Genomic DNA, 21,811 nt, shown 5'->3' with positions numbered 1-21,811 from the left:
CACATGGCGGGCGAGCCACGTGCTCCAACGCCGGTATTTGCCAGGCGAACGCCGTATGCCAGCGCTGCGTCCGCTGGTCCCATCTGCCGGGCGCGCGGGTAGCAACGGTTTCCGTAGCTAATGCGCCTATGGTAGAAAATTTATTGCAACATCGCTGATCGCTGTCTCTTAGTGCCTATTGATGTGCTGGATGTGCTGAGCAAGTCAGTGAATTCGTGACGTCCCGGCGTCTTGAAGGTGGATAGCTCACAAAAATGTCTTCGAACGTCCGCCTGACGAACCAGCATCCCACGCACGTTCTCGGGCTCCCGATTTGAAGCAGTACCGCTCGGCGGCGCACGTCACCATCGAATCGGGCGCGGCTGCGCAACGGCTCGAACAGGCTCGTGGATGGCTTCGCAGTCCGGCAATACCGGCATGCGAGGTGTCACCACGAGTCCGGGAATCGCTGGCTGCGTGGTGTAGTTGTTCAGCTGTTTAGGGTTTCACCTTGAGAATGACCTAAGGTGCTGCGCGCCATTTCACGAAGAATACGACTGTTGTACCTCTGTATATGCCGCGACCTGAAGCTCTTCACGCAAGCTGCCGTCGCCATCGACGGCAGCAAGTTCAGACACAACCTCGCCAGGCGATGAGATAGCGCCCGGCGTGCGGGCGCTTTGAACGCGGTATCAGCGGGGAGCGGTTTGCGGGGCGCCGCTCGGATCGGCCTGTGCTTCTAAGCCCCAGTCGCCGTATTCGAGCCAGTCTTCGCCGAGCAGTTCGATGGGGTGCGGCGTGCGGTCCGACCCATTGCCGCAGCTGAGCGACCCGGCCGGGCAATAGCGGTCGCAGCCCCAGCAAACGCGCTCGGGGTGCTTCGGGTGGAGGGGTATCTTCTTGGCCATAATGGGCGGCGGCTGGCGCCAGGTAATCAAACCCATATAGCCCGTGCAGCCGCTTCGACCAGAGACGCGTTGCCACATCCGCTGCCTGCGGCAATCGTCCTGGTCGCAGATTTTGATGGATGACGATGGGCGCACGTTTTGCGGATGCACTCACCAGACTTTCGGGCTCTGCCCGAGCTTGACAGTTAGTTGCGATACCTGATCGGGAGGGGCGCTGATGGGAAGTCGAATCAGGCGCCGGACCGTCGCGCCCCGCATTGTGCGGCGGCGTCCAGACCGGTATGCCGCTTGCCATCAACATGGCGGCAGATACCAAATAAAGGGGGCGGAAATGGGCGCACGTCAATTGATGTTCATCGCGCAATGCGCCACCGTCTGGGCAAGCCTCGCAGGCTTGCCGGCGCACGCAGCGGGAACCTTCGATGGGAGTTGGAGCGTGACGCTCACCTGCCCCAAGGCTCCCGACGGCGCATGGGGCTACATGTATCAGTTCCCCGTTGAAATCCAGGAAAACGTCCTGCACGGCGAACATGGCGTGAGGGATACCGCTGGTTGGCTCACGCTGGACGGCAAGGTCGAACCCGACGGATCGGCCACGCTGATCGCAGAGGGGCTGACGAATGCGCCAGCCTACGCGGTGGGGCATGTGGACAAGCGGACGCCCTATACGTACGAGGTCAGCGCGCAATTCGACGCGACCTCGGGTAGCGGTTCGCGCACGACCGCACGCAAGTGTGATTTCGTATTTGTGAAGCAGTGACACCCGGACCAAGCGATCGGGCACCAGAAAACAAAAAGCCCGCCAGAGAGGGCGGGCTGAATCCATATCAGGAGGAGACATGGAGGAGACGGATCAAGTATAGGGTTTTCACCTAGCGCTTGCAACTGTTTTTTCACGACTTCGCAAAGGGCGTCCGGGCTTCAACTGACGCGTTTCACGGGCTGCATGTTGCCGAATTGCGAGGCGAGAATATGAGCCCCATGCCTAGGCCGCTGGCGCCGCTGGTGTCTCCAGCGCGTCCTGGTCAGTAGCGCTCTGGTCGGGGTGGCGCTTGATGACTATTTGTACGCTACCATCGGCCCATGTCCCGCCCGCCGCTGCCCGCCGCCGAAGCGCCGCCGAACCTCTACGCCATAGCGATGGCGAGCGCGATCGCGCTCCTTGCCTGGGGCGCGCTCGCCGCGCAAGCCGACATCACGATCCATCGCATGGCGTTGCGCGGCTTCGATACCCTCGAAGCAATCGGGCGGCTCGCGGCCTACCTGACCAACCTCACGGTGCTCCTCGTCGCCCTGTGCTTCACCTGCGTCGCGCTGCGCGTGCGCGCGTGGCCGGGCCGCATTCTCAGCGGGCCGGCCGCCGTGAGCGCGGTAACGGTGTATATCGTGTTCGTCGGCATGGCTTACAACGTGCTGCTGCGGCACCTCTGGACGCCGCACGGCTATCGCGCACTGCTCAACGAGAGCCTGCACAGCTTCATCCCGCTGCTCTGCGCGGCGTACTGGTTGCTGTTCGTGCCACGTTTCGAGCTCACGCCGCGCGAACGTCTCGCGTGGTTTGTCTATCCGCTCGGCTATCTCGCCATCACGTTCTGGCGCGGCAGCGTGACGGACTTCTATCCCTACCCGTTCATCGACGTCGACCAGCTCGGTTATGCACACGTGCTCGTCAACAGCGCGCTGCTGCTCGCGGCGTTCGTCGTGTTGATGGCAGTTTTCGCAGCCATCAACGCCCGGCGGCGGCCAGCTGCCCTGGTGTACGACGCGCGCGACGATCAAAACCTTCGACATCCTGAATAACTCGCCAAGCCAGCGCAAGAGCGACTCGCAACATAAACGCAAAGAGAGACACTCCCCGCCCTCATGTCCATCTATATCGCACTCCTGCGTGCCGTGAACGTCGGCGGCACCGGCAAGCTCTCCATGTCCGAACTCCGATCGATGTGCGAAGCGCTCGGCTTCACGCAGGTGCGCACCTATATCGCGAGCGGCAATGTCGTGTTCGAGAGCCGCCTTGCCGAGGCGTCGGTGAAGAAAAAGCTGGAGCAGCGTCTCGATGCCTATGCCGGCAAGCCCGTCGGCGTGCTGGTGCGTTCCGCTGACGAACTCGCCGCGGTGCTGGAAGGCAACCCGTTTCGCAACGCCGCGCCGGATCGCACGGTCGCGATTTTTCTCGATGCTCCCCCGCCCGCCGACGCGCTAGACCGTGTGAGCGGCCAGCAAACGGAAACCATCGCTTCAGGAGTGCGTGAAATCTACGTGCATTACCAGGACGGCATCGGACGCTCGAAGCTCAAGATTCCCGCGGCGAGAGACGGCACGGCGCGCAACATGAATACCGTGGCGAAGCTGCTGGAGATGGCAAGGGAATAGCCGACGCTTGACATGCGCCGCCATCAGCAACACAGTGCAAGGTCCACGTTCAATCGCCCGACAAGCCCATCATGATTACCTGCTATCTCCGTTACGTGATCGATCCATACCGGCTCGAAGAATTCGAAACCTACGCGAAAATGTGGATTCCACTGGTGGAGAAGTTCGGCGGCAAGCACCACGGGTACTTCCTGCCTTCCGAGGGCGCCAACAACGTTGCGCTCGCGCTGTTTTCGTTTCCGAGCCTCGCAGCGTATGAAGCGTACCGTACCGATTCGATGAACGACGCAGCATGCCAGGCGGCGTTTCGCTATGCCGCCGATACGCGTTGCATCGTGAGTTACGAACGGAGCTTCTTCAGGCCGGTTTTGTCGTAACCAACGGCGACTCGCGGCGCCGCGCAACCGCCGCGCCGCGCCTCAACCGGTACAATGCCTCGCCTGAACATCAACCGGTGAGATGATCATGCCGATTCGCATTAGCTGCCTTTGCGGCAAGACCAGCGTCGACCTGCACGGGCAGCCCGCAGCGCGGGCAAATTGCCACTGCGCCTCGTGTCGCGACTTCTACGGCACCACCATGCTCTCAGCAACCGCATGGCACGAGGAAGCGGTGCGGATCGCCAACGGCGCTTGCAGCATTTTCCAGCACCCAGCGAAGCAGCTCTCAAAGGCGTTCTGCAGCACGTGCGGCGAGGTCTTGTTCGGGAGCAATCGTCTCGGCATGCGCGTGGTTCCCAACGCCATGACTGCCCGCGCAACGGGTGGATCGCTCGATGCAAAGCTCGCACCGACCATGCATCTGTTTTACCGGCACCGCATCATCGACGTGACGGACGCGCTGCCGAAATACCTCGACGGCCGGGACGGTCCGCAGTACGAAGCATCGTAACCGCCTCGCGACGCGTCACCCCCTGCCGGCCGCCGCTCCGGCCGCGCCAGCCAGAGCACCCTGCCGCTCCTCCCCACCCGCGGCCTCTCCCAAATCTCCCGCATTCGTATCGTGCAGGCGGTCCGGGATGAACAGCACCGTCATGCCGCTCAGGAAGAACACCGCGCCGACCACGAGAAAGCCCATGCCGATCGAAAACTGCGTGGCGATATAGCCGATCACGATAGGCGCCGCACCGGAGCAGAAACGTCCCACGTTATACGAGCCGCCAACGGCCGTGCCGCGAATGCGCGTTTCGAAGCTCTCCGACATGAAGGTGCCGATCGTGCCGAGCGGCACGCCATAGAGAAAACCGAACACGAGCATCAGCCACGAGATGTTCTCGCGCGTATGGAACATCACGATCACGGGCAGGAAGATTGCCGCGCCAATGCAGCCGACGACATACACACCCCGCCGGCTCCAGCGGTCGCCGAGCCAGCCGGCCACGATCTTGCCGATGAAGGCGACCACCCAGGTCGCGGTCATGTAACCGGTCATCGAGCTGAACTTGATGTGCAGCTCGCTTTCGAGGTAGGTCGGCAGCCAGTTGTTCAAGCCATAGAATCCCGAGAGCGCGAACACCGAGGCAAGCGACCAGAGAATGAACAGCCTGCGCGCCTGTACGTCCGCGAAGATCAGCGCATAGCGGTTGTCGTGCCAGCGGCGGCCACTCGGGCGCGCCGCCGCCTCGCTCACGCGCCAGCTCGGCGGCTCCGGCACGAAGAAGTGGATCGCCACGGCGAGGAACACGGGCGCCACCGCCACGTAGAACAGCATGCGCCAGCCGTGGTGCGGCAAGATCCAGTTGCTGAGCGCGATCACCGTGATATAGCCGGCCGAAATGGCGGTCTGCAGCATGCCGAGTATCAGCGAGCGTCGCGCCATCGGCACGTATTCGGCCACCAGCGTGCTCACCAGCACCATGCAGCCAATACCCATCGAGCTGATGAAGCGCACAATCGCGAATTCAAGGAAGCTGTGCGTGAGACCGAGCAGCCCTGCGCCCACCGAGAACAGCATCATCGCCCACACCACCACGCGCACGCGCCCGAGCGAGTCGCTTGCCCAGCCGCCCAGAATGCCGCCGATCGCCATGCCGAGTAGCGTCAGGCTGCCGAGCGCGCCGGCCTCGACGTTGGTCAGCCCGAATTCGGTCTTGATGCGCGTGAGCGTGAGGCCATACATCATGACGTCGGCGCCGTCTACCAGCAGCGCGAGATAGCCAAGCGCGAAGACGAGCAGCCAGCGGTTGGCGTTTCGTGGGGATGTCGTTGTTGTCATGGCCGAAGGTCCTGCGAATAGGGGCTTTAACGTGAAGCTGAAGACAGGCCGCGCGCAACGAGCGCTGGCACGAGGAACGCACCGAGCAGCAAGCCCGTTTCCTCATCGTGCGGTGTATACCAGCCTTCCTCGTGCGTGAGATTCATCGTGCCGACGCAACGGCCGTCGTACGCAATCGGAATGTTGAGAATCGAGCCCAGACCCATTGCGGTCATCACCGCGTGGTCATCGAAGGCATCTCGCAGACCCTCCGGCGTCGTCGCGCGAAACGGTTCGAGGTCGGCGAGAATGCGCTTCGCCCAGGCCGTGCCGCTTTTCTTCTTGCGCCCGCCTGCCGGGTAGACCTCCGGCATGTTCGTGAAGACGCGCTCCACCTCCTCGCGCTGCGAGTCGTACGCCATGATCGTGAAGAGGCGAAAACCGATGGCCTCGGCGGCGATGGCGCACACTTCGTGGAATATTGCGGCCGGTTGACCGGGCGCGCGAATGACACGCGCAAGCCGCGCGATATCGGCGTTCTGGCGCTGCCGCGCTTGCGGTTCGTTCTCGATGGAAAGTGAGGATTGCATAGGGATTTACGAAATTGGGTAGGCCGGCGCTCAGCCATGCAGGCCGTCGCGAGCGAACGGCTTGTTCGCGTCGAAGCGCTCACTCGAACTGCTCGCCTCGATGTCTTCGAGCGACCGGTTGCGGGTTTCGATGCCAAGGAAGAACACCACGCAGGCGCCCGCGAGCAGCACGCTAGTCGTCATCGCGAACACGCCGAAGAAGCCGAAAGCCGGATACACGAGGCCGACCAGGATGGGTGCGCTCACCGAGCCGATACGGCCGAACGACGAGGAAGACCCGGTGCCGGTCGTGCGCACGGCCGTCGGGAAGACTTCCGGTGTATAGGCGTAGACGCCCGCGAACGCGCCATTCATGAAGAACGAAAGGCACACGCCCGCCACCATGATCTGCACGCCAGTATGCGAGAACGCAAGCGCGATCGCGGCGAGCCCGCCGAGCGTCATGTACGACGCCACGACGCCCTTACGGCCGATGCGTTCATTGAGCCACGCCGCCGAGAAATAGCCGGGAATCTGCGCCCCGTAGATAGCAATCGAATAGCCGAAGCTCTTCGTGAGCGTGAGGCCTTCCTTGACGAGCAGGCTCGGAATCCACGAGAAAAACGAGTAGTAGGCGAACGCCACGGAGAACCACATTAGCCAGCTCACCGCCGTCGTGCCCGCCAGCCGGCGCGAGAACAGCGTCAGCACGTTCTGCAGCGCGCGGCCGCTGCCCTGCGCCGCCGCAGGAATCGGGCCCACCGAGGCGATCGGCGCGAGCGCGACGCCCGCCTTCTCGTAGCGCGCTTCGATCGCGCTCACGATACTGTCGGCCTCGGCGGAACGCCCACGGCTTTCGAGCCAGCGCGGCGATTCCGGTAACGTCCTGCGCCACCAGAGCAGCATCACCACTGGCAGCGAGGTCAGCACCGCAAGGTAGCGCCAGCCGTCCTCGAAATTGCGCACCACGGTATAGCCGAGAATCGATGAACTTAGATATCCGAACGACATGAAGCCGACCAGCGCGCCGCAAAACATGCCCCGGTAGCGCCGCGGCACGAATTCGGCGAGAAATGGCGCGATCACCACCGTTTCCGCGCCCGAGCCGAAACCCGCGACCACGCGCAGCGCGAAAAACGTGGGCCAGTCGTGCGCGCTCGCGCTCGCCATGGAAGCCGCGCAATAGATGGCAAGCGCGCTCATCATGATGCGGCGGCGGCCGATCACGTCGGCCAGCACGCCCGAGAGAAATGCGCCGAAAAAGTAGCCGATATACGTGCTGCTCGCAACGAGTCCCGTCTCGGCGCTCGTCAGATGCCAGAGCTTGCTCACGACCGGCAGCAAAAACGCGAGCGACGACGAGTCGAGCCCGTCGAACATGTAGCCGAGGCCGCCGATCAGCAGCAGTTTGCGATGGAAGCCGGCAAGCGGCAGTCTTTCGAGGCGGGCGGCGACGGCGGACATGTTGGGTGGGTTCCGGTTGAGCGCGGCGCCTGTCTAGCGCCCGATCGCGTAGGCCTGCATCTGGCGAGGCGTGGCCGCGCCTCGCATGAGGCCGTTGCGGATGCCCACCGCGCACACGCGGCCCAGCCCCCAGGGCTCGGCCACGGTGAGGTCGTGGCCGCGCGCGCGCAGCTCGGCGAGCGTGGCCTCGGGAAAGCGCGACTCGGCGGACATCTTGCCAAGCTGCATCGAGCGCGGATAGAACGACCCGGGGAAATGCGCGGTCTGGAACGAAGGCGCGTCCACGGCTGCCTGCAGGTTCATGCCCGCGTGCACGTGCCGCAGGAAGAGCTGCATCGACCACTGATCCTGCTGATCGCCGCCCGGCGTGCCGAACGCCGCATAGGGCTTGCCCTCGCGCGTGACGAGCGTAGGCGAGAGCGTCGTGCGCGGGCGACGGCCCGGCCCGAGCGACGACGGCAGGCCCTCTTCCATCCAGAACATCTGTGCGCGCGTGGTGATGTTGAAGCCAAGACCCGGCACCGCGGGCGACGCCTGCAGCCAGCCGCCCGAAGGCGTGGCCGACACCATGTTGCCCCAGCGGTCGACCACGTCGAGATGAACGGTGTCACCACGCAATTCAGGCAGCGGCGCGAACGTCGGCTCGCCCTGCCCGAAGCCGCCCGGCTGCTGCCGGCCCGCGTTGGCGAGGATGCGCGCCGCGCGCGCTTCGCTGTCGCCGATCGCCCCTGGGCGGAATTCGAACGAAGCGTGGCGCGGATCGACGAGGCGCCGGCGCTCGTCGTTGTAGGCGTCGCTGAGCAGCGTTTGCATCGGCACGTCGGCAAAACGCGGGTCGCCGTAGAACACGTCGCGGTCGGCGAACGCAAGCTTCGACGTTTCGATCACCGTGTGCACGAAGTCCGGCCCGAACGGGTCCATTGCACCCAGATCGAAGCCCTTGAGCAGCGCCAGCTGCTGCAGGAACATCGGCCCCTGGCCCCACGGCCCCGTCTTGTGCACGCGCAGGCCCGCGTACTCGTATGAGAGCGCCTCCTCGTAGGTGGGCTCCCAGCGCGCGAGATCGTCCGAGTCGAGCAGGCCGCGATTGCGGCGGCCCGAGGTGTCGAGCACGTCCGTCGAGCGGAAATACCGGTCGATCGCATCGGCCACGAAGCCGCGGTAGAACGCCGTCCGCGCGAGCTCGCACTGCTCGGCGCGATCGCTGCGGGCGCTCGCCTCGCGAAGGAGGCGGCGGTAGGTGGCCGCAATCGCGGGGTTGGCGAACAGCTGGTTAGGCGCAGGCGCCTCCCCGTCGCGCAGCCACTGCTCGGCGGAAGTCGTCCACTCGCTGAGAAAGAAGTCCTTGATGGCGAGAATCGACGCGCACATGCGCGGCAGCACCGGATAACCGTGCTCTGCATAGCCGATCGCATAGCTCAGCACGTCTTCGAGCGGCAGTTGCCCGTAATCGCGCAGCATCATCATCCAGGCGCCGAACGCGCCGGGCACCACGGCCGGCAGCAGCCCGGTGCCGGGCACCACTTCGAGGCCGAGCCCGCGCATGCGCTCGATCGTCATGGTCGCGGGCGTCACCCCCTGGCCGCAGAGCACGCGCACGCGGTCTTCTCGCGCGCTATAGAACACGACCGGCAACTCGCCGCCGGGGCCGTTCAGGTGTGGCTCGACGATCTGCAGCACGAAGCCGGCTGCGGCGGCCGCGTCGAAGGCGTTGCCGCCTTTCTCGAGCACCGCCATGGCGGATGCGCTGGCCAGCCAGTGCGTCGACGCCACCATCCCGAAGGTCCCGATCAGCTCCGGGCGCGTTGTGAACGACATCTGCCACTCCCTCTGCAACAGGCCCGAAGCGAGATCGAACCATTCATGATTGGTACCAAAACTGTGTATCGTCAGCTTACAAAGCGGGATTATTGGCCGCACCCGGTGTTAACCCTTAAATTGGCCGCAGAATTCCCGAGTTTCCGCGTATTCGCCGAAACCGCCTTTTGCGCGCGAGTGCCTGGCTGCTAGAATTGAACCAATTCTTATTGGTTCACTCCGCATCATGGAAAGATCCGTGCTCGACGCCCTGCTCGCCTACATTGCGCAACACCAGTTGAAGGACGGCGACGCGCTGCCGCCTGAACGCAAGCTCGCCGAAGACCTGGGCGTGAGCCGCCGGGAGTTGCGCGCAGCGCTTGCCTCGCTGGAGGCTTCCGGGAGAATCTGGCGCGGCGTGGGTCGCGGCACGTATCTGGGCGCGCGGCCGCTCAAATTCGGGCCCACCTTGCGCGGCCTGCGCTCGCGCACGAGCCCCGCCGACATCGCGGAAATGCGCCTCATGTTCGAGCCGGCGCTTGCCGGACTTGCCGCGACCAAGGCGACGCCCGAGGATCTGAGCGAACTGGAGAAGTGCGCGAGAAGGAACGCGACGGCGAAAAACGATGAGGAGTGGCAACTATGGGACCAGCGCTTTCATCTGCTGATCGCTCAGGCCTCGCGCAATCCCGCGATCATCGCGCTGATGGAAGTCATCAACGGCATGCGGGTCAAGCCGACCCAGCGCGAAAAGACCACCGATCAGGCCACCCGCCGACATTTCGCGCAACAGCACCAGGCCATCGTCGACGCGATCCTGGCCCGCGACGGCGAAACCGCCGCGCGCTGCATGCGCGAGCATCTGATGAATGTTCAGTGGTATGGCGCGCCGCATTGATTGCGGTATTCACGCTCCCAACGGCGTTGGATGCTCGCCCAGGCGCCCGGCCCGCGTCTCGTCGATAGCGTCACGCGCGGAAACGACGCGCCCCGGCGCACGCGGGGCGAGCGTGCCACACGCGAGCCAATGCAGCGCGATCGGCCACAGGCTCGCCTCGAAACGACGGTGAAAAAAGGCGAAATGCCCGATACGCGCCACGCCGATATCCGCCGGCGCGATGCGCAGATGTACGACGCGGCTGCCAACGAAGTAGCGCAAAAGCCGCTCGATGGCGGGCACCGTGCCGAATTCGTCGTCAGTCAGGCTCACGGCCAGCAGCGGCGCGCGCAACGCTGCGAAACGCTGCACGAGCGCAGCGCATTCCGCGCTCGTGCGAGCGATCGGGGGATGCCGATAGGTGTCCTCGAATTTGCGCGCGCCGCGGCTCCACGAAAGCGCAACACCGCGCGGCGTGTCCTCCATCCATCCGAGCCGCCGCGCGGGAAAATACCCGCACAGCGCGCTGAGCAGCGGCATCACGACGTGCCACTTCCACAGCATGACGAGCTTGCGCGGCGAAGCGTAGTCGCGCCAGTGCGCGTATTGCGCGCCCACCGTGAATACACGCCGGATACCATCATTCGAAGCCGCAAGCCCCACGACGAAGCCGCCAATGCTATGTGCGACGACGTCGACGGGCTGCCCGGGAAACGCCGCGCCCGCATGGCGCAGCACCGCCTCGAAATCCTGCTCGCCCCAGTCGACCCAGCTTGCCGAAAGTCTCGCAAGACTGGCCGGGCGCGACTCGCCGATGCCTCGGTAGTCGTAGACGATCGCGTCGTAGCCGTGCCGATGCAGCCAGGCGGCAAAGCGGAAGTAGTAACGGCAGCGCACCGAAGTCGCCGCATTGACGATGACGACGGGGCGCGGCGCACCCGCTAGCATGCGCGTGCCATGGCGCCAGACGAAACCGTGAATCGGGTATCCGTCGGTGGCTACCGCCGTGAACGGCTGCGGTTCGCAAACGGCGCCCTGCTGCGTATCTGCCTGGCTCATGTGAGATTCCCCCGCGCGCGCAAATCATGATTCGCCATTTCACTTGACTGCGCAGGCGCGCTCAATCAATCTTCCTGCATTCTTCGCATGAGGAGCACGCATGGCAGTCCCGCTAGTCCGGCTCGTCTCGCTCGACCTGATACGCGGCTTCGTCGCGGTCGGGCGGCGCATGAGCATCACGCTCGCGGCCCAGGATCTTTGCCTCACGCAATCGGCCGTGAGCCGCCAGATCGCCGCACTCGAAGAGACGCTGGGCCTGAGCCTCTTCAATCGCGGCTATCGCTCGATCGCCTTCACGCCCGAGGGCGAGCGTCTGTTCCGCACCGCCGACAGCGCGATCCAGCAACTGCAGGAAACATTCGAGGCACTCGCGCTCGGCGCCGCGCGCCAGCCCGTGACGATCACGGCGAGCATCGGCGTGGCGGCGCTCTGGCTGTTGCCGCGCCTCGGCGCGCTGCAGCAGCGCCATCCCGATATCGACCTGCGCGTAGCGGCCACCGACAAGGTGCTCGACCTGCGCGCCGAAGGCATCGATCTCGCCATCCGCTACGCTAGCGCGCGCAGCGCGGCGCCCGCTTCGATACGCCTCTTCGACGAGGAAATCGTGCCCGTCGCGCACCCTTCCTTGCGCGTCGCGAAGCTGGACGCCGCAACGCTCGCGCGCCACGCCCTGATCGAGTTCGACGGGCCGCGGCGGCCGCTGCTGCGCTGGGCGGACCATCTCGGCGCACTCGGTCTCGCCGACGCGCGGCCTCGCGGCGTGCTGCGCTTCAATCAATACGACCAGGTCGTGCAAGCCGCGCTCGCGGGCCGCGGCCTGGCGCTCGGCCGCCGCGCGCTCGTTGAACCGATGCTCGCCGACGGGCGGCTCGCCATCATCGGCAAACATGGCCTGGGCCGCGCTTCCGGCTACGCCTATTTTCTCGATCAAGCCGAAGACACTCCGCGCGCCGACGTGCGCGCGGTAATCGATTGGATCTGCGAAGAAAGCCGCGTCGCGGTTCGCGGCGAAGCTGGCATGTCGTCCCCGGTCTGACGTGTCATCGCGAGCGTTCGCATGAGCATGGCGCATGCGAATTTCACCCATTACTCGCTTGAACACGCGCTGCGCGAGAGCTTTAATGGCCTCGCGGCGAAAGCGCTCACGCGCCTTCTGCCCGCCCCCTTCACGACACACGCGGCGCATGCGCCAGGGAGCGAACATGAGCGAACCCGTCCGAACCCGCCAGGCGCAATGGCAAACACGCTGGCTACCCGTGATAGCGGGCGGCATCGTCATGGGCGCGGCGCTCGGCGTGCGCAACGTGCAGGGCCTTTTCCTGATTCCCGTCACGCTCGATCGCGGCTGGTCGCGCGAGGCGTTCGGCCTTGCGCTGGCGCTGCAAAACCTTCTGTGGGGCGTGGCGCAACCGCTCACCGGCATGATCGCCGACCGCTTCGGCTCCGCGCGCGTGATCCTGGCGGGCACCGCGCTCTATGCGCTCGGTTTGCTCGTGATGGCGCATGCCGCGACGACGGGGCTCTACACCCTGGGGGTCGGCCTCCTCGTCGGCATTGCGTTGTCGGGCACCGCGTTCGGCGCGGTCTACGGTGCGCTTTCACGGCTCTATGCGCCCGAGCGGCGCGGTTGGGCGCTCGGCGTTGCGGGAACGATCGGCGGCCTCGGGCAGTTCTGCATGGTGCCGCTCGCGCAGGGCATGATCGGCCGCTTCGGCTGGGTCGCGGCAATCGTCGTGCTCGCGGCCATCGTGGCCGCCACCGCGCCGTTCGCCCGATGGTTGCGCGATACGCCCGCGCCGCGCATGCATGGCGTCCTTCACGCAGGCGACGACCAATCTCTGCGCGCCGCCATCAAGGAAGCGCTCTCGCACCGCGGCTTCTGGCTGCTCAATATCGGCTTTTTCGCCTGCGGATTCCAGCTCGCCTTCATCACCGCGCATCTGCCCGCATGGCTGCTCGATCGCGGCCTCGGCGCACGCGAGGCCGGCATCGCGCTCGCGACCATCGCGCTCGCCAACACGCTCGGCACGTTCCTTTGCGGCTATGCAGGCGGCTTTCTGCGCCGCAAGTATCTGCTCTGCGCGATCTATTTCGTACGCACGGGCGCAATGGCGCTTTTCATCGCGCTGCCGCTCACGCACGCGAGTCTCTATCTGTTCTCGTTCGTCATGGGGCTCATCTGGCTTGGCACGGTGCCGCTCACCAACGGCGTCGTTTCGCAGGTGTTCGGCGTGCGCTATATCACGACGCTGTTCGGCTTCGTGTTCTTCGGGCACCAGCTCGGCAGCTTCTTCGGCGTATGGCTTGGCGGCGTGGTGTTCGACGCCACGCATTCGTACGATCTGCTGTGGTACGGCTCGATTGCGCTCGGCGTGATTGCCGGCGTTCTGCATCTGCCGATCGACGATCAACGCGTGGCGCGCCCCGGCGACGCAGCATGGCAGGCCGCATGAGCCACCAGGCGCAATCGCATCGCACAATGAGAGTCGCCTCAATGACGGCGGTGATGCTCGGCGTCTTCGCGATTGCGGCGTGGACGTTCGAGGCCTGGTTGCGGCCGTCCACGCTGCTCGCGTTGCTCACCAGCTTTTCTTTCTGCGGGTGACACCTTCGTGGGCCTGCGGGCCCGCCCAGACGTTCGCGATGTAGCCTTGCGCGCCAACGAATGGCGCAGTCACTTCATGGTATCGGCCGCGGCCTTGCATGCCATCGCATCCTGATCGCCCGTGACGCCGCTACAACCGATCGCGCCCACCACCTTGCCGCTCTCAAGGAGCGGGAAGCCTCCGGGCAAAGCGACGAGCTCTTTGTCTAGCGTCGCCACGTAAGCCTGGCCGCTCTCGAACTAGTTGTAAAACACGCGCGTCTCGCGGCGAAACCGCGCTGCAGTGCGCGCCTTGTTCCGGGAGACCTCGACGGACGCATATTGCGCACCATCCATACGCTCGAAGGCAACGTGATCGCCGTGTGGATCGACCAGGGCGTTATTCATCTTCCAGTCATGCTTGCGCGCCTCGGCTTCCGCAAGAGCGAGCAGGTGTTTCGCGACCTCGAGACCGACAGGCGATCCGCAAGGAATGTCGTAAGGCATGCGCTCGGGCACGCCGCCCGCGGCAGGCGCCGATGCGGACGCCATGGGAGGGGAAACTGTCTGGGCCGACACGCTAGTCAAGGCGGCGGCAATGACAAGGCAGGCCATGCCTGCGATCTGAACAGGATGATGCATTGCACCTCCTTCATCGGCTGGCCCAAGTCGCGACGCGCGCCGGCCCCTCGTCAAGCAACAGACTCGCATGATGCCACGCCTGCAAGGTCCGTGTATCGTCAACGATGTACTTTTCTGAAGCTTTCGATCCTGCTTGATTTCTTTCGGGATCCTGATAAAAAGGAATGCTCAGTGCGCCTCATGTTATCGCCCCCGACGCGCCCGAACTTCAGCCCTCTTTCCCGTCGGCGCGCGGCGCCATGAGCCAGCCGGCGTAACGACAGCAATACGCCGCGAAAGCGACGGCCCAGCAGCCGCCGGACGCATCGATCCAGAAGGTGACCCACTGCGGGACGAACCACGGCCCGAGCACACGAATGAGCGCGGCGAGCACGAGCAGCCCATAGCAGGCAATCTCGATGCCGCCCGCCACCAACTTGCGCCCCGTATGGCCGCGCGCGGTGCGCGTGATCATCGCCATGATCGCGCAGCCGATCGCGCCCACCGTGAAAGCGTGGATCGCCAGCGTATGTGCGACGAGACCCAGCGCGGACAGCGCCAGCAGCACGAAGCCCACGGGTATCCACGCATAGGCGACATGCAGGATGGTGAGGATCGGCCGGTTGCCGACCCGCCACGGCTGCCAGCCCAGGAGGCGCGCGCCTTGCGCACACGCCGCCGCGCATGCGGCGGCCGCGACCAGCACGCCAGGGCCGAGCGTGGCGTCGAGCACGAACGCCAGTGCGCCAAGCGGCAACACCGCGCGCTCGACCGCGTCCCAGCGCCGAAATGCGTAGCCGGGCACGGCGTTCGCCGTGAACGACGGAATGACGCGACCGCCAATGATCGTGATGAACAACACGAGCATGCCCACGGCGAGATAGGCGCTGTGCAGCGCCCAGTCGGCGCGCGCGTTCAGCATCGAAAGATGGAACGCGACATTCAGGGCGGCCAGCAAGCCGAGTGCAATGGGCAAGAAGATGTTATGGCGATTGCTCGCGTGGACGAGCACGCGCAGCAAAACGAGCGCGCACACCGGCAGGAACAGGCTGTCGACCACGGCCGCAACTGCAGGCGGCCCGTAAGCTACGGCGAGGCGCCCCGCGAGCCAAAGCAACCACAACGCCGTGAGGGACTTGCCCTGCGCGGGCGTGATCGAAGTCCATGCACGCACGGCGGTCAGCAGGAAACCCGCGACGATCGCCGCGCCGAAGCCGAAGATCATCTCGTGAACGTGCCAGAACATGCCGGGCAGATACGAACTGAGGCCCGGCAACGGATGGCCGGACCAGGCGGCCAGCCAGACGAGCAGCGCAGCGCCGCCAAAGAGTGCACCACCCAGGTAGAACGGCCGGAAGCCGAGCGCCCACAGCGCGAAACCGCCCCGGGACCTCGGAGTGGGCTCTTCGATTCGATAGACGTTCATGGCGGCTCCCACGAATATATTCATTTCTTATGCATCTTATATGGACCGGCACAGGAATGCTGCTGCGGCATTTCGTCCGACACAAAAGCGGTGGAGAACCGGCAAGCAAGCCCTCGAAAAAACGGCGTGATCCGCCGGTTACGCACTCGAAAGATGGAAAGCTCGATGTAAAGGTGCGCGGACTCCGCTATTCCGAATTGCGGCGCACAACTTCGAACTAGCGGAACCCGGTGACAGGAATCGCTCCGATGATCGAGTTAATCGCCCGCGCATCCAGGCCTCTCATTCGCAGTGCTTAGCACTTTCCGTCCGCCTTGCCCACGGCTTGAGAGCACCACTCTTGCACATTCGTATGCCCTCGCAAGGACTCGTAAGGCACCGGTCAAAGGCCCGCTTGATTCCTGCTTCATCGAAGCCGCGCAGACGCGAAGATTGCGTCGCCGCTCGCCGATAGCCCCCCTTCGGCGTAACGCGGGGCGCGCTTCCCCCCTGTTGGCGCGCCCCCCTTTTTGAATCACTCTGCCAAGGAGGCACGCCATGACCAGCCCTATCGGCTCCAGCAGTGTTGCGCACACGTCTTCCTTGACGTCGCTGAACGACAGCCGCAACAACAAGAACTCCGGCACAGGAAGCTCGGTCGGCAACTCCACCCCGCAGCCGGAAACCGTGCATCCGACAACGCCGGTGGGTCCGCTCGGCCACAACATCAATACCACCGCATGACGACTTCGCCGTGCCAAGGGGTCCCGCGGTCGCGCAAACCGATGCGCATGCCCTCGCACGTCGTGCGCGCGGCGTGCGTCATTGCACTCGCCTGCGTTGCCTTGCCGCTCGAAGGCTGCGCGGCGGTGGCCTTTCCATGCCGGATCGCCTCGGCGACGCTGAAAATCGTGCCGGTGGTCGGTCATCCCGCCGCCGTGCCATTCGACGCGTGCGCGGCTGCGGTCGACTGACCGAGATTCACGCGATGAAACGGGCTTCGTTGATGGCCTACGTGCTCTGCGCGGCGTGTACGGGCGCACCGCTCTCGCCCGCACGTGCGCACACGTATTTCGAAGGACGCGTGCAACCGTTCGCCGACCCAAAAGCGGACGAGCCTGCGATCACTTCGCCTGCGAGCAATGGGCCCGCGCGCACCGCACCTGTGAACACCGCGCAAGCGGCAACGAAACGGCGCACACCGTCGCTCGCATCGGTCACGCGCGCGCGCATCGCCGCGCAGGACGACACGCCCTTTGCGTTTCGCGGCATTCCGCTGGGCATCGCGTTGAGCGCGCTACGCGAAACGAACATGGTGCGCGCGACGCCGCACGAGAGCGAACTGCTCTGCGAAACCGACGCCGCGGGCGAAGACATCGGCATGACGATCAAGAGCTATGCGAGCCTCACGGTCGCTTGCCGTTGGGCGCACCACACCGCGCAAGGCTGGACGCCCTCGCGTGCCGTCGTGGACGGCGTGCCGGCAGCCGACCATGTCCTGCGCTTCGCGCACGCGTCTCCCGGCGACCCGCTGCGTCTCTATGAAATGTCCTTCGCCGTCGACCGCATGACCGCCTTCGATCTGCGCGATCTGCTGGCTTCCCGCTACGGCGCGCCGCGCGTGCTGGGCGCGCCTTCGCTACCGCTGCTCGTGTGGGAGAACGCGTCGAGCACGATCACGATCTGCCTGCTGCCCGACAGCGATCGCGCCACGCTCACCTACCTGCTCAAGCCCGCGAGTCTGCGCACGAGGGGCATTGAAAAGACGATGAAAATCAGCCAGTTCGACGAAGGCTGAACGCAGCGCGCGCCAACCTCAGCAAGCCCCCAACGAATCCGATCAATCACTCTCGCATCAGCTTCTCCGCCATGCCATACATTCAATCGGAGTCCCTGGTTTATAGCGTTCGCCGCCTGGCTCATTCAAAGGTGTTGCCGGGCATGCTGGCATGTGCATCGCTCGCCGCCACGCTCGCAGGCTGCGCCGCGCCGGAGTCGATCGTCAACACCCCAATGATGCCGCCGCTCGCCGAGCCTCCGCTGAACGTCAACACGAGCGGCTCGATCTATCAGCCGGGCACGGCCATCGCGCTCTACGAAACACCGCGCGCGCAGCGCATCGGCGACGTGCTCACGATCCGGCTCGCAGAAAACTACAGCGGCACGGACAACACGAGCGCCGCAGCCAAGCGTGACAGCGCGATCACGGCCACCGCCGCCGACCAGTCGACCGGCGCGGCGGCACGTCTCGCACGGCTCTTCAATGTCGGCTCCGCTTCGACTACGTTCGACGGCAACGGCAGCCATTCGCTCACGAGCGACATGACCGGCACGCTGGCCGTCACGGTCATCAGCAAGACGCCTACCGGCAATCTCGTGGTCTCCGGAGAAAAGATCATTGCGATGAGCGGCGAGCATCAGCGCCTGCGTCTTTCGGGCATCGTCAATCCAAACGACGTGGAAGCAGACAATTACGTGGATTCGAGCAAGATCGCCAATGCGCGCATCGAGCAGTTGGGCCACGGCATGCTCAACGATGCCACCACGGTCGGCTGGCTGCAGCGCATGTTCCTGAGCGTGCTGACGTTCTAACCCTGTCCCTTGTGCTTGATGCACGCACGGCGCGCCTCGATGGCGCGCCGCTTTTTTTTATCGACGCACACGCGAATGCGATCAGTCTTCATCGTCGCCGGGCAATGCGCCCGCATACTCGCTGAAGCGCTCCGCGAAGCCCGCTTCGCCGTCCGGCACGAATACGTAACCGTGTCCCCATACCGTCTGCAGATAGCGCGGCTCGGACGGATCGGTTTCGATCAGCCGGCGCAAGCGCCAGATCGCAACGTCGAGGCTGCGGTTGCGATAACGCCCCGCCTCGCCGTACACGTTTTCGATGATGCGCTCGCGCGAAAGAATCGTCATTGCGTGATTGACGAACAGCTTCAGGAACGCGAATTCGCTCGAACGCAGTGAAATGCGCTCTTCGTCGCGCCAGAGTTCGCGTGAACGGAAATCAAGCTCGAACGGTCCGAAGCGAAACGACGCGCGGCTTTCCGGCGCGCCCGTGAGGCTCGCAATGCTGCGCCGGCGCATGACCGAGCGAATGCGCGCCGCGAGTTCGCCCGGATCGAATGGCTTGCCCACGTAATCGTCGGCGCCGAATTCCAGACCCAGCACCCGGTCGATCACTTCGTTACGCGCGGTAAGCAAAATGACCGGCAGATCGTCGCCGCTTTCACGCAGTGCGCGCAGCGCGCTGATGCCGTCCACCTCCGGCATCATGATGTCGAGCACGATCACCTGTGGCCGCTCGGAGCGCAGCCGCAACTGCATGGCGCGTGCAGACGGCAGCGTCGTGACGGAAAAGCCGCGCATCTGCAGGTACTCGGAGGTAACGTCGCGAACGACCGGATCGTCGTCGACGAGAAAGATATTATTTGCCATGCACAAATCGTAAGGGACGAAAACGGACCGGCATAGGCCCCTCGCCTTTCCATTCCTTTCCTGAGCCACCGCGACGCGAAAGATTACTGCCCGCTCGCAGCGGACTCGAACGAGCCGCCCAGTTGCGTCTGGTCGACCACCATGTTTTCCACCAGCCCTTTGAGCTTCACCGCCGCGCTCGAATAGCGGTCGGTGCCGAGCCCGCGCACTTCATAGCGCGCGGTCACGGCGATATGGTTGTGCGTGAAGATGGCCAGATTGATCGTCGAGAGATAGGCGCGGCTATCGTCGCCGAACGGCGGCCTGCCGAATTCGATCGAGGCGTTATAGACGAGACGCCCCGCGCAATTGACCGGTTCGGTGCCGGGACTGTAGACGTCCGAGCTCACGCCGCGCTGCGCGAGCACGAGCTGCAGCGAAGGCACGAAATCCGCGGCCGTGACCATTGGATTGTTCTCGATGCAGATCGAAGTGAGATTCACCGGCCGGCCCGTCACGAATCTCGGCGACGAGTAATTCGATGCCACCGCGTAACCCGCCTGAATCACGGAGCCAGTCGCATCGGCGGCCGTAATCAACGTCCATGCGCAGCCGTTGAGCGCGAGCGCCGCGCCGAGCGCCGCGCCGAGTTTCGCCGTTCGCGCACGGCTGACGAGTGAAACGAATTCGTGTGGCATGGAGGCGGATTCCCGGCGCATTGATGAGCTGCGCGAAACACGACATGTGCCCGGCAGATTTCGTCTTGCATGATCGGTGAGGAGTCGTGCACGCGATAGCCGGGACATCGGCCAATGTTGAACGCCGCTTCCCACTTCTTTGCAACTCTCTCTCCCAGTAAGCGTTGAACGGCGACGTGGGGCGCTTTGCGTGAGTTCGGCTCGCCGGGCGCGGCGTGATGCTTACCACGCAGAAGCGCGATGCAATATTTCGTAAGCGGCACTGCATTTTGCCCGTTCAGCGCGACATTGCCTGTTAAACGCTGCGCTATCTTTCTCATCGCGGTGCCATGCGCCGTGGCGACGCCGGACGAGCCGCCCGTCGTCTCCCGCCATTTCAACAACATCATGCCTGCCATGAACCGAGAACAGACAACACGCTGCGCCCAACATTTCAATCGTGGCCTGAGCGCTGCTGCGATCGCGCTCTGCGCGGCGCTCGCCGGCTCGCCGCTCGCGCACGCCGCGAGCTTCCGCTGTCCGCACGACGCGTCCGCCTCCGAGCGGCTCGTGTGCAACGACCCCACGCTCTCCGCGCTCGACGATCAATTGGCCGCGCTCTATCACAAGGCATTCGACGCGACGACCGACAGCGCCGCGCTCGAAGCCGACCGTGTGAGCCAATGGCAATGGCGCCAGCACAACTGCAAGGACAAGGCATGCGTGACGGACTGGTACGATCGCCGCATCGCCGAGCTCGAGGCGGATCTCAAGCACGGCAAGCAGGCCTCCGCTCAACGCGTTAAAGAGGGGGTCGTGGACCAGCAACTGGCGCCTTCCGCACAAGACGCCGTGCTCGAAATGAAGGGCATCGCAGCGGTGCCGAAGAGCCCGGATTCGGCACCCGCCTCTTCCGCGGAAGGCGCGAAGGGCGTGGCGAAAACAGGCGCGAAACTCGCGTCCGCCGAAGCGAATGCGCCACTGCATCTGAAGAAGATGCCAAGCGGCGTCGCTGCCGACGCCCGCCAGAAGCGCCTCGCCGAAGTGCACGCGCATCGCGTTCCGGGTGAGGACGCTGCGCTTTCCACGCAAGCCGACGCCTCGGCGATGGCAGCGAAGATGGCCGGCGCAAATAGCGCATTTGCGAAAGCCGCTGGCATGGCATCCATCGACGCGCCGCTCGCACAGCCCGCGAGCAGCGCGGGCAATAGCGCGGCGGAATTGACGTCGGCGCAGGCGCTCACGCATCAGGCCGCGCAAGCGAACGCACAAGCGGACGGACAAGCGAAGGCACAAACGCAGCCACAACCCGGCGCAAACGCGGCCACCTGCGCCGACGTTGCCTCGGCGGAACCCGCTCGCGCCGCGGACTCGCCCGGTCAGCAAGGCGCCGTCGCGCTGAAATAAGCACGCATGTAAGCTCAGGCAAGAAATCGGAGAGCTCGCGCTGTTCTGCCAGCGGTCGACATCAAATAAAATATGACGATGAGTCCACACGTTCTCATCGTCGACGACGATCCGGTCGTGCGCGATCTTCTCTCCCGCTTCCTGCGGGCCAACGGCTTCGAAGCCTCGGTCCTGCACGATGGCACGCATCTCGGTCAGCGTCTCGAACGCGAGCGGCCTGCTGTCGTCGTGCTGGACGTCATGATGCCCGGCACCGACGGCCTGCGCGCCCTCGCCGCCCTGCGTGCGAAAGGCGACGACATTCCGGTGATCTTCGCGTCCGCACGCGGCGCGGTCGCCGACCGCATCGCGGGCCTCACGCTCGGTGCGGACGACTATGTCGCCAAGCCGTTCGATCCGCAGGAATTGCTGTTGCGTATTCAAACTGTACTGCGCCGTCATGGCGCGGTGCCGCCGAGCGCGCCCGAAGCGCGCGAAC

At 64.7% G+C, this 21,811-nt stretch carries 23 protein-coding genes and 2 pseudogenes; 15 read left to right on the top strand and 10 right to left on the bottom strand.

Going from position 1 to position 21,811, the window contains the following annotated elements:
• Nucleotides 1–386: 386 nt before the first annotated feature.
• Nucleotides 387–494 (top strand): annotated as a pseudogene (locus VMJ11_RS25420) (LysR family transcriptional regulator); the annotation flags it as partial.
• A 177-nt stretch (nucleotides 495–671) separates the two neighbouring features.
• Here VMJ11_RS25420 and VMJ11_RS25415 read toward each other — a convergent pair.
• On the bottom strand, nucleotides 672–887 hold the full coding sequence (locus VMJ11_RS25415; RefSeq protein ID WP_325622944.1) for a DUF3079 domain-containing protein: 216 nt from the start codon (nucleotides 885–887) through the stop codon (nucleotides 672–674).
• A gap of 349 nt (nucleotides 888–1,236) precedes the next feature.
• Here VMJ11_RS25415 and VMJ11_RS25410 point away from each other — a divergent pair, with 349 nt between their 5' ends.
• The 5 genes from VMJ11_RS25410 (at nucleotide 1,237) to VMJ11_RS25390 (ending at nucleotide 4,151) form a co-directional block, all read left to right on the top strand.
• The gene (locus VMJ11_RS25410; protein WP_325622942.1) at nucleotides 1,237–1,647 is read left to right on the top strand and encodes a hypothetical protein; all 411 of its coding nucleotides are present in this window, start codon (nucleotides 1,237–1,239) and stop codon (nucleotides 1,645–1,647) included.
• Between the two features lie 323 nt (nucleotides 1,648–1,970).
• Nucleotides 1,971–2,687: a Pr6Pr family membrane protein gene (locus VMJ11_RS25405; protein WP_325622940.1), complete on the top strand. Its 717-nt coding sequence runs from the start codon at nucleotides 1,971–1,973 to the stop codon at nucleotides 2,685–2,687.
• Nucleotides 2,688–2,750: 63 nt separating this feature from the next.
• Nucleotides 2,751–3,260, top strand: a complete 510-nt coding sequence (locus VMJ11_RS25400; protein ID WP_325622938.1) for a DUF1697 domain-containing protein — start codon at nucleotides 2,751–2,753, stop codon at nucleotides 3,258–3,260.
• A 71-nt stretch (nucleotides 3,261–3,331) separates the two neighbouring features.
• Nucleotides 3,332–3,637 (top strand): NIPSNAP family protein, encoded by a 306-nt coding sequence (locus tag VMJ11_RS25395; protein ID WP_325622936.1) that lies wholly within the window; start codon nucleotides 3,332–3,334, stop codon nucleotides 3,635–3,637.
• Nucleotides 3,638–3,719: 82 nt separating this feature from the next.
• Nucleotides 3,720–4,151 carry a GFA family protein gene (locus VMJ11_RS25390; RefSeq protein WP_414694467.1) on the top strand — a complete coding sequence of 144 codons (432 nt, stop codon included), beginning with the start codon at nucleotides 3,720–3,722 and terminating at the stop codon, nucleotides 4,149–4,151.
• Between the two features lie 15 nt (nucleotides 4,152–4,166).
• On the opposite strand, the gene VMJ11_RS25385 is transcribed toward VMJ11_RS25390, so the two are convergent.
• From VMJ11_RS25385 to VMJ11_RS25370, 4 genes are read right to left on the bottom strand one after another with little or no spacing between them, the layout of a single operon-like run.
• Nucleotides 4,167–5,474, bottom strand: coding sequence for an MFS transporter (locus tag VMJ11_RS25385; RefSeq protein ID WP_325622932.1), 1,308 nt, complete (start codon nucleotides 5,472–5,474; stop codon nucleotides 4,167–4,169).
• A 26-nt stretch (nucleotides 5,475–5,500) separates the two neighbouring features.
• On the bottom strand, nucleotides 5,501–6,043 hold the full coding sequence (locus tag VMJ11_RS25380) for a GAF domain-containing protein (protein WP_325622930.1): 543 nt from the start codon (nucleotides 6,041–6,043) through the stop codon (nucleotides 5,501–5,503).
• A gap of 30 nt (nucleotides 6,044–6,073) precedes the next feature.
• Complete coding sequence (locus VMJ11_RS25375) at nucleotides 6,074–7,486, bottom strand: MFS transporter (RefSeq protein ID WP_325622928.1); 1,413 nt, start codon at nucleotides 7,484–7,486, stop codon at nucleotides 6,074–6,076.
• A gap of 33 nt (nucleotides 7,487–7,519) precedes the next feature.
• Nucleotides 7,520–9,304 carry a gamma-glutamyltransferase family protein gene (locus tag VMJ11_RS25370; protein WP_325622926.1) on the bottom strand — a complete coding sequence of 595 codons (1,785 nt, stop codon included), beginning with the start codon at nucleotides 9,302–9,304 and terminating at the stop codon, nucleotides 7,520–7,522.
• Nucleotides 9,305–9,530: 226 nt separating this feature from the next.
• Here VMJ11_RS25370 and VMJ11_RS25365 point away from each other — a divergent pair, with 226 nt between their 5' ends.
• Nucleotides 9,531–10,181, top strand: coding sequence for a FadR/GntR family transcriptional regulator (locus VMJ11_RS25365; protein WP_325622924.1), 651 nt, complete (start codon nucleotides 9,531–9,533; stop codon nucleotides 10,179–10,181).
• A gap of 9 nt (nucleotides 10,182–10,190) precedes the next feature.
• Here the strand turns inward: VMJ11_RS25365 and VMJ11_RS25360 are convergent, their stop codons facing one another.
• A complete protein-coding gene (locus VMJ11_RS25360; protein WP_325622922.1) occupies nucleotides 10,191–11,219 on the bottom strand; it encodes an alpha/beta fold hydrolase in 1,029 nt (342 codons plus the stop codon).
• 100 nt (nucleotides 11,220–11,319) lie between these two features.
• Here VMJ11_RS25360 and VMJ11_RS25355 point away from each other — a divergent pair, with 100 nt between their 5' ends.
• Nucleotides 11,320–12,255, top strand: coding sequence for a LysR substrate-binding domain-containing protein (locus tag VMJ11_RS25355; RefSeq protein ID WP_325622920.1), 936 nt, complete (start codon nucleotides 11,320–11,322; stop codon nucleotides 12,253–12,255).
• A 166-nt stretch (nucleotides 12,256–12,421) separates the two neighbouring features.
• On the top strand, nucleotides 12,422–13,672 hold the full coding sequence (locus VMJ11_RS25350) for an MFS transporter (protein WP_325622918.1): 1,251 nt from the start codon (nucleotides 12,422–12,424) through the stop codon (nucleotides 13,670–13,672).
• A 221-nt stretch (nucleotides 13,673–13,893) separates the two neighbouring features.
• On the opposite strand, the pseudogene VMJ11_RS25345 reads toward VMJ11_RS25350, so the two are convergent.
• Nucleotides 13,894–14,310 (bottom strand): annotated as a pseudogene (locus tag VMJ11_RS25345) (GlcG/HbpS family heme-binding protein).
• Nucleotides 14,311–14,653: 343 nt separating this feature from the next.
• Nucleotides 14,654–15,850 carry an NnrS family protein gene (locus VMJ11_RS25340; RefSeq protein WP_325622916.1) on the bottom strand — a complete coding sequence of 399 codons (1,197 nt, stop codon included), beginning with the start codon at nucleotides 15,848–15,850 and terminating at the stop codon, nucleotides 14,654–14,656.
• Nucleotides 15,851–16,387: 537 nt separating this feature from the next.
• On the opposite strand from VMJ11_RS25340, the gene VMJ11_RS25335 reads away from it, so the two are divergent.
• From VMJ11_RS25335 to VMJ11_RS25320, 4 genes are all read left to right on the top strand, one after another.
• Nucleotides 16,388–16,573: a hypothetical protein gene (locus VMJ11_RS25335; protein WP_325622914.1), complete on the top strand. Its 186-nt coding sequence runs from the start codon at nucleotides 16,388–16,390 to the stop codon at nucleotides 16,571–16,573.
• A 47-nt stretch (nucleotides 16,574–16,620) separates the two neighbouring features.
• Nucleotides 16,621–16,803 (top strand): DUF6726 family protein, encoded by a 183-nt coding sequence (locus tag VMJ11_RS25330; protein ID WP_325622912.1) that lies wholly within the window; start codon nucleotides 16,621–16,623, stop codon nucleotides 16,801–16,803.
• A 14-nt stretch (nucleotides 16,804–16,817) separates the two neighbouring features.
• Nucleotides 16,818–17,627, top strand: a complete 810-nt coding sequence (locus VMJ11_RS25325) for a hypothetical protein (protein ID WP_325622910.1) — start codon at nucleotides 16,818–16,820, stop codon at nucleotides 17,625–17,627.
• Nucleotides 17,628–17,770: 143 nt separating this feature from the next.
• Entirely contained in the window at nucleotides 17,771–18,421 is a 651-nt protein-coding gene (locus tag VMJ11_RS25320) for a flagellar basal body L-ring protein FlgH (protein ID WP_325622909.1), read from the top strand.
• An 81-nt stretch (nucleotides 18,422–18,502) separates the two neighbouring features.
• Here the strand turns inward: VMJ11_RS25320 and VMJ11_RS25315 are convergent, their stop codons facing one another.
• Together VMJ11_RS25315 and VMJ11_RS25310 are read right to left on the bottom strand one after the other, a co-directional pair.
• Complete coding sequence (locus tag VMJ11_RS25315) at nucleotides 18,503–19,270, bottom strand: response regulator (protein ID WP_325622907.1); 768 nt, start codon at nucleotides 19,268–19,270, stop codon at nucleotides 18,503–18,505.
• A gap of 83 nt (nucleotides 19,271–19,353) precedes the next feature.
• A complete protein-coding gene (locus VMJ11_RS25310; RefSeq protein WP_325622905.1) occupies nucleotides 19,354–19,947 on the bottom strand; it encodes a hypothetical protein in 594 nt (197 codons plus the stop codon).
• Nucleotides 19,948–20,343: 396 nt separating this feature from the next.
• Between VMJ11_RS25310 and VMJ11_RS25305 the strand changes: the two genes are divergently transcribed.
• Both VMJ11_RS25305 and VMJ11_RS25300 read left to right on the top strand, forming a co-directional pair.
• Nucleotides 20,344–21,333, top strand: a complete 990-nt coding sequence (locus tag VMJ11_RS25305; protein WP_325622903.1) for a hypothetical protein — start codon at nucleotides 20,344–20,346, stop codon at nucleotides 21,331–21,333.
• 78 nt (nucleotides 21,334–21,411) lie between these two features.
• On the top strand, nucleotides 21,412–21,811 hold a 400-nt coding region (locus VMJ11_RS25300), incomplete at its 3' end, for a response regulator transcription factor (RefSeq protein WP_325622901.1).

Source organism: Paraburkholderia sp. (genome assembly GCF_035501035.1).
Taxonomy (GTDB): domain Bacteria; phylum Pseudomonadota; class Gammaproteobacteria; order Burkholderiales; family Burkholderiaceae; genus Paraburkholderia.
Note: the sequence above shows the minus strand (reverse complement) of the source record. Positions and strands in the feature narration are given on the sequence as shown.

Coding starts and splice junctions, on each gene's coding strand:
- VMJ11_RS25415 (WP_325622944.1), bottom strand. CDS start 887: ATGGCCAAGAAGATACCCCTCCACCCGAAGCACCCCGAGCGCGTTTGC.
- VMJ11_RS25410 (WP_325622942.1), top strand. CDS start 1,237: ATGTTCATCGCGCAATGCGCCACCGTCTGGGCAAGCCTCGCAGGCTTG.
- VMJ11_RS25405 (WP_325622940.1), top strand. CDS start 1,971: ATGTCCCGCCCGCCGCTGCCCGCCGCCGAAGCGCCGCCGAACCTCTAC.
- VMJ11_RS25400 (WP_325622938.1), top strand. CDS start 2,751: ATGTCCATCTATATCGCACTCCTGCGTGCCGTGAACGTCGGCGGCACC.
- VMJ11_RS25395 (WP_325622936.1), top strand. CDS start 3,332: ATGATTACCTGCTATCTCCGTTACGTGATCGATCCATACCGGCTCGAA.
- VMJ11_RS25390 (WP_414694467.1), top strand. CDS start 3,720: ATGATCATGCCGATTCGCATTAGCTGCCTTTGCGGCAAGACCAGCGTC.
- VMJ11_RS25385 (WP_325622932.1), bottom strand. CDS start 5,474: ATGACAACAACGACATCCCCACGAAACGCCAACCGCTGGCTGCTCGTC.
- VMJ11_RS25380 (WP_325622930.1), bottom strand. CDS start 6,043: ATGCAATCCTCACTTTCCATCGAGAACGAACCGCAAGCGCGGCAGCGC.
- VMJ11_RS25375 (WP_325622928.1), bottom strand. CDS start 7,486: ATGTCCGCCGTCGCCGCCCGCCTCGAAAGACTGCCGCTTGCCGGCTTC.
- VMJ11_RS25370 (WP_325622926.1), bottom strand. CDS start 9,304: ATGTCGTTCACAACGCGCCCGGAGCTGATCGGGACCTTCGGGATGGTG.
- VMJ11_RS25365 (WP_325622924.1), top strand. CDS start 9,531: ATGGAAAGATCCGTGCTCGACGCCCTGCTCGCCTACATTGCGCAACAC.
- VMJ11_RS25360 (WP_325622922.1), bottom strand. CDS start 11,219: ATGAGCCAGGCAGATACGCAGCAGGGCGCCGTTTGCGAACCGCAGCCG.
- VMJ11_RS25355 (WP_325622920.1), top strand. CDS start 11,320: ATGGCAGTCCCGCTAGTCCGGCTCGTCTCGCTCGACCTGATACGCGGC.
- VMJ11_RS25350 (WP_325622918.1), top strand. CDS start 12,422: ATGAGCGAACCCGTCCGAACCCGCCAGGCGCAATGGCAAACACGCTGG.
- VMJ11_RS25340 (WP_325622916.1), bottom strand. CDS start 15,850: ATGAACGTCTATCGAATCGAAGAGCCCACTCCGAGGTCCCGGGGCGGT.
- VMJ11_RS25335 (WP_325622914.1), top strand. CDS start 16,388: ATGACCAGCCCTATCGGCTCCAGCAGTGTTGCGCACACGTCTTCCTTG.
- VMJ11_RS25330 (WP_325622912.1), top strand. CDS start 16,621: ATGCCCTCGCACGTCGTGCGCGCGGCGTGCGTCATTGCACTCGCCTGC.
- VMJ11_RS25325 (WP_325622910.1), top strand. CDS start 16,818: ATGAAACGGGCTTCGTTGATGGCCTACGTGCTCTGCGCGGCGTGTACG.
- VMJ11_RS25320 (WP_325622909.1), top strand. CDS start 17,771: ATGCTGGCATGTGCATCGCTCGCCGCCACGCTCGCAGGCTGCGCCGCG.
- VMJ11_RS25315 (WP_325622907.1), bottom strand. CDS start 19,270: ATGGCAAATAATATCTTTCTCGTCGACGACGATCCGGTCGTTCGCGAC.
- VMJ11_RS25310 (WP_325622905.1), bottom strand. CDS start 19,947: ATGCCACACGAATTCGTTTCACTCGTCAGCCGTGCGCGAACGGCGAAA.
- VMJ11_RS25305 (WP_325622903.1), top strand. CDS start 20,344: ATGAACCGAGAACAGACAACACGCTGCGCCCAACATTTCAATCGTGGC.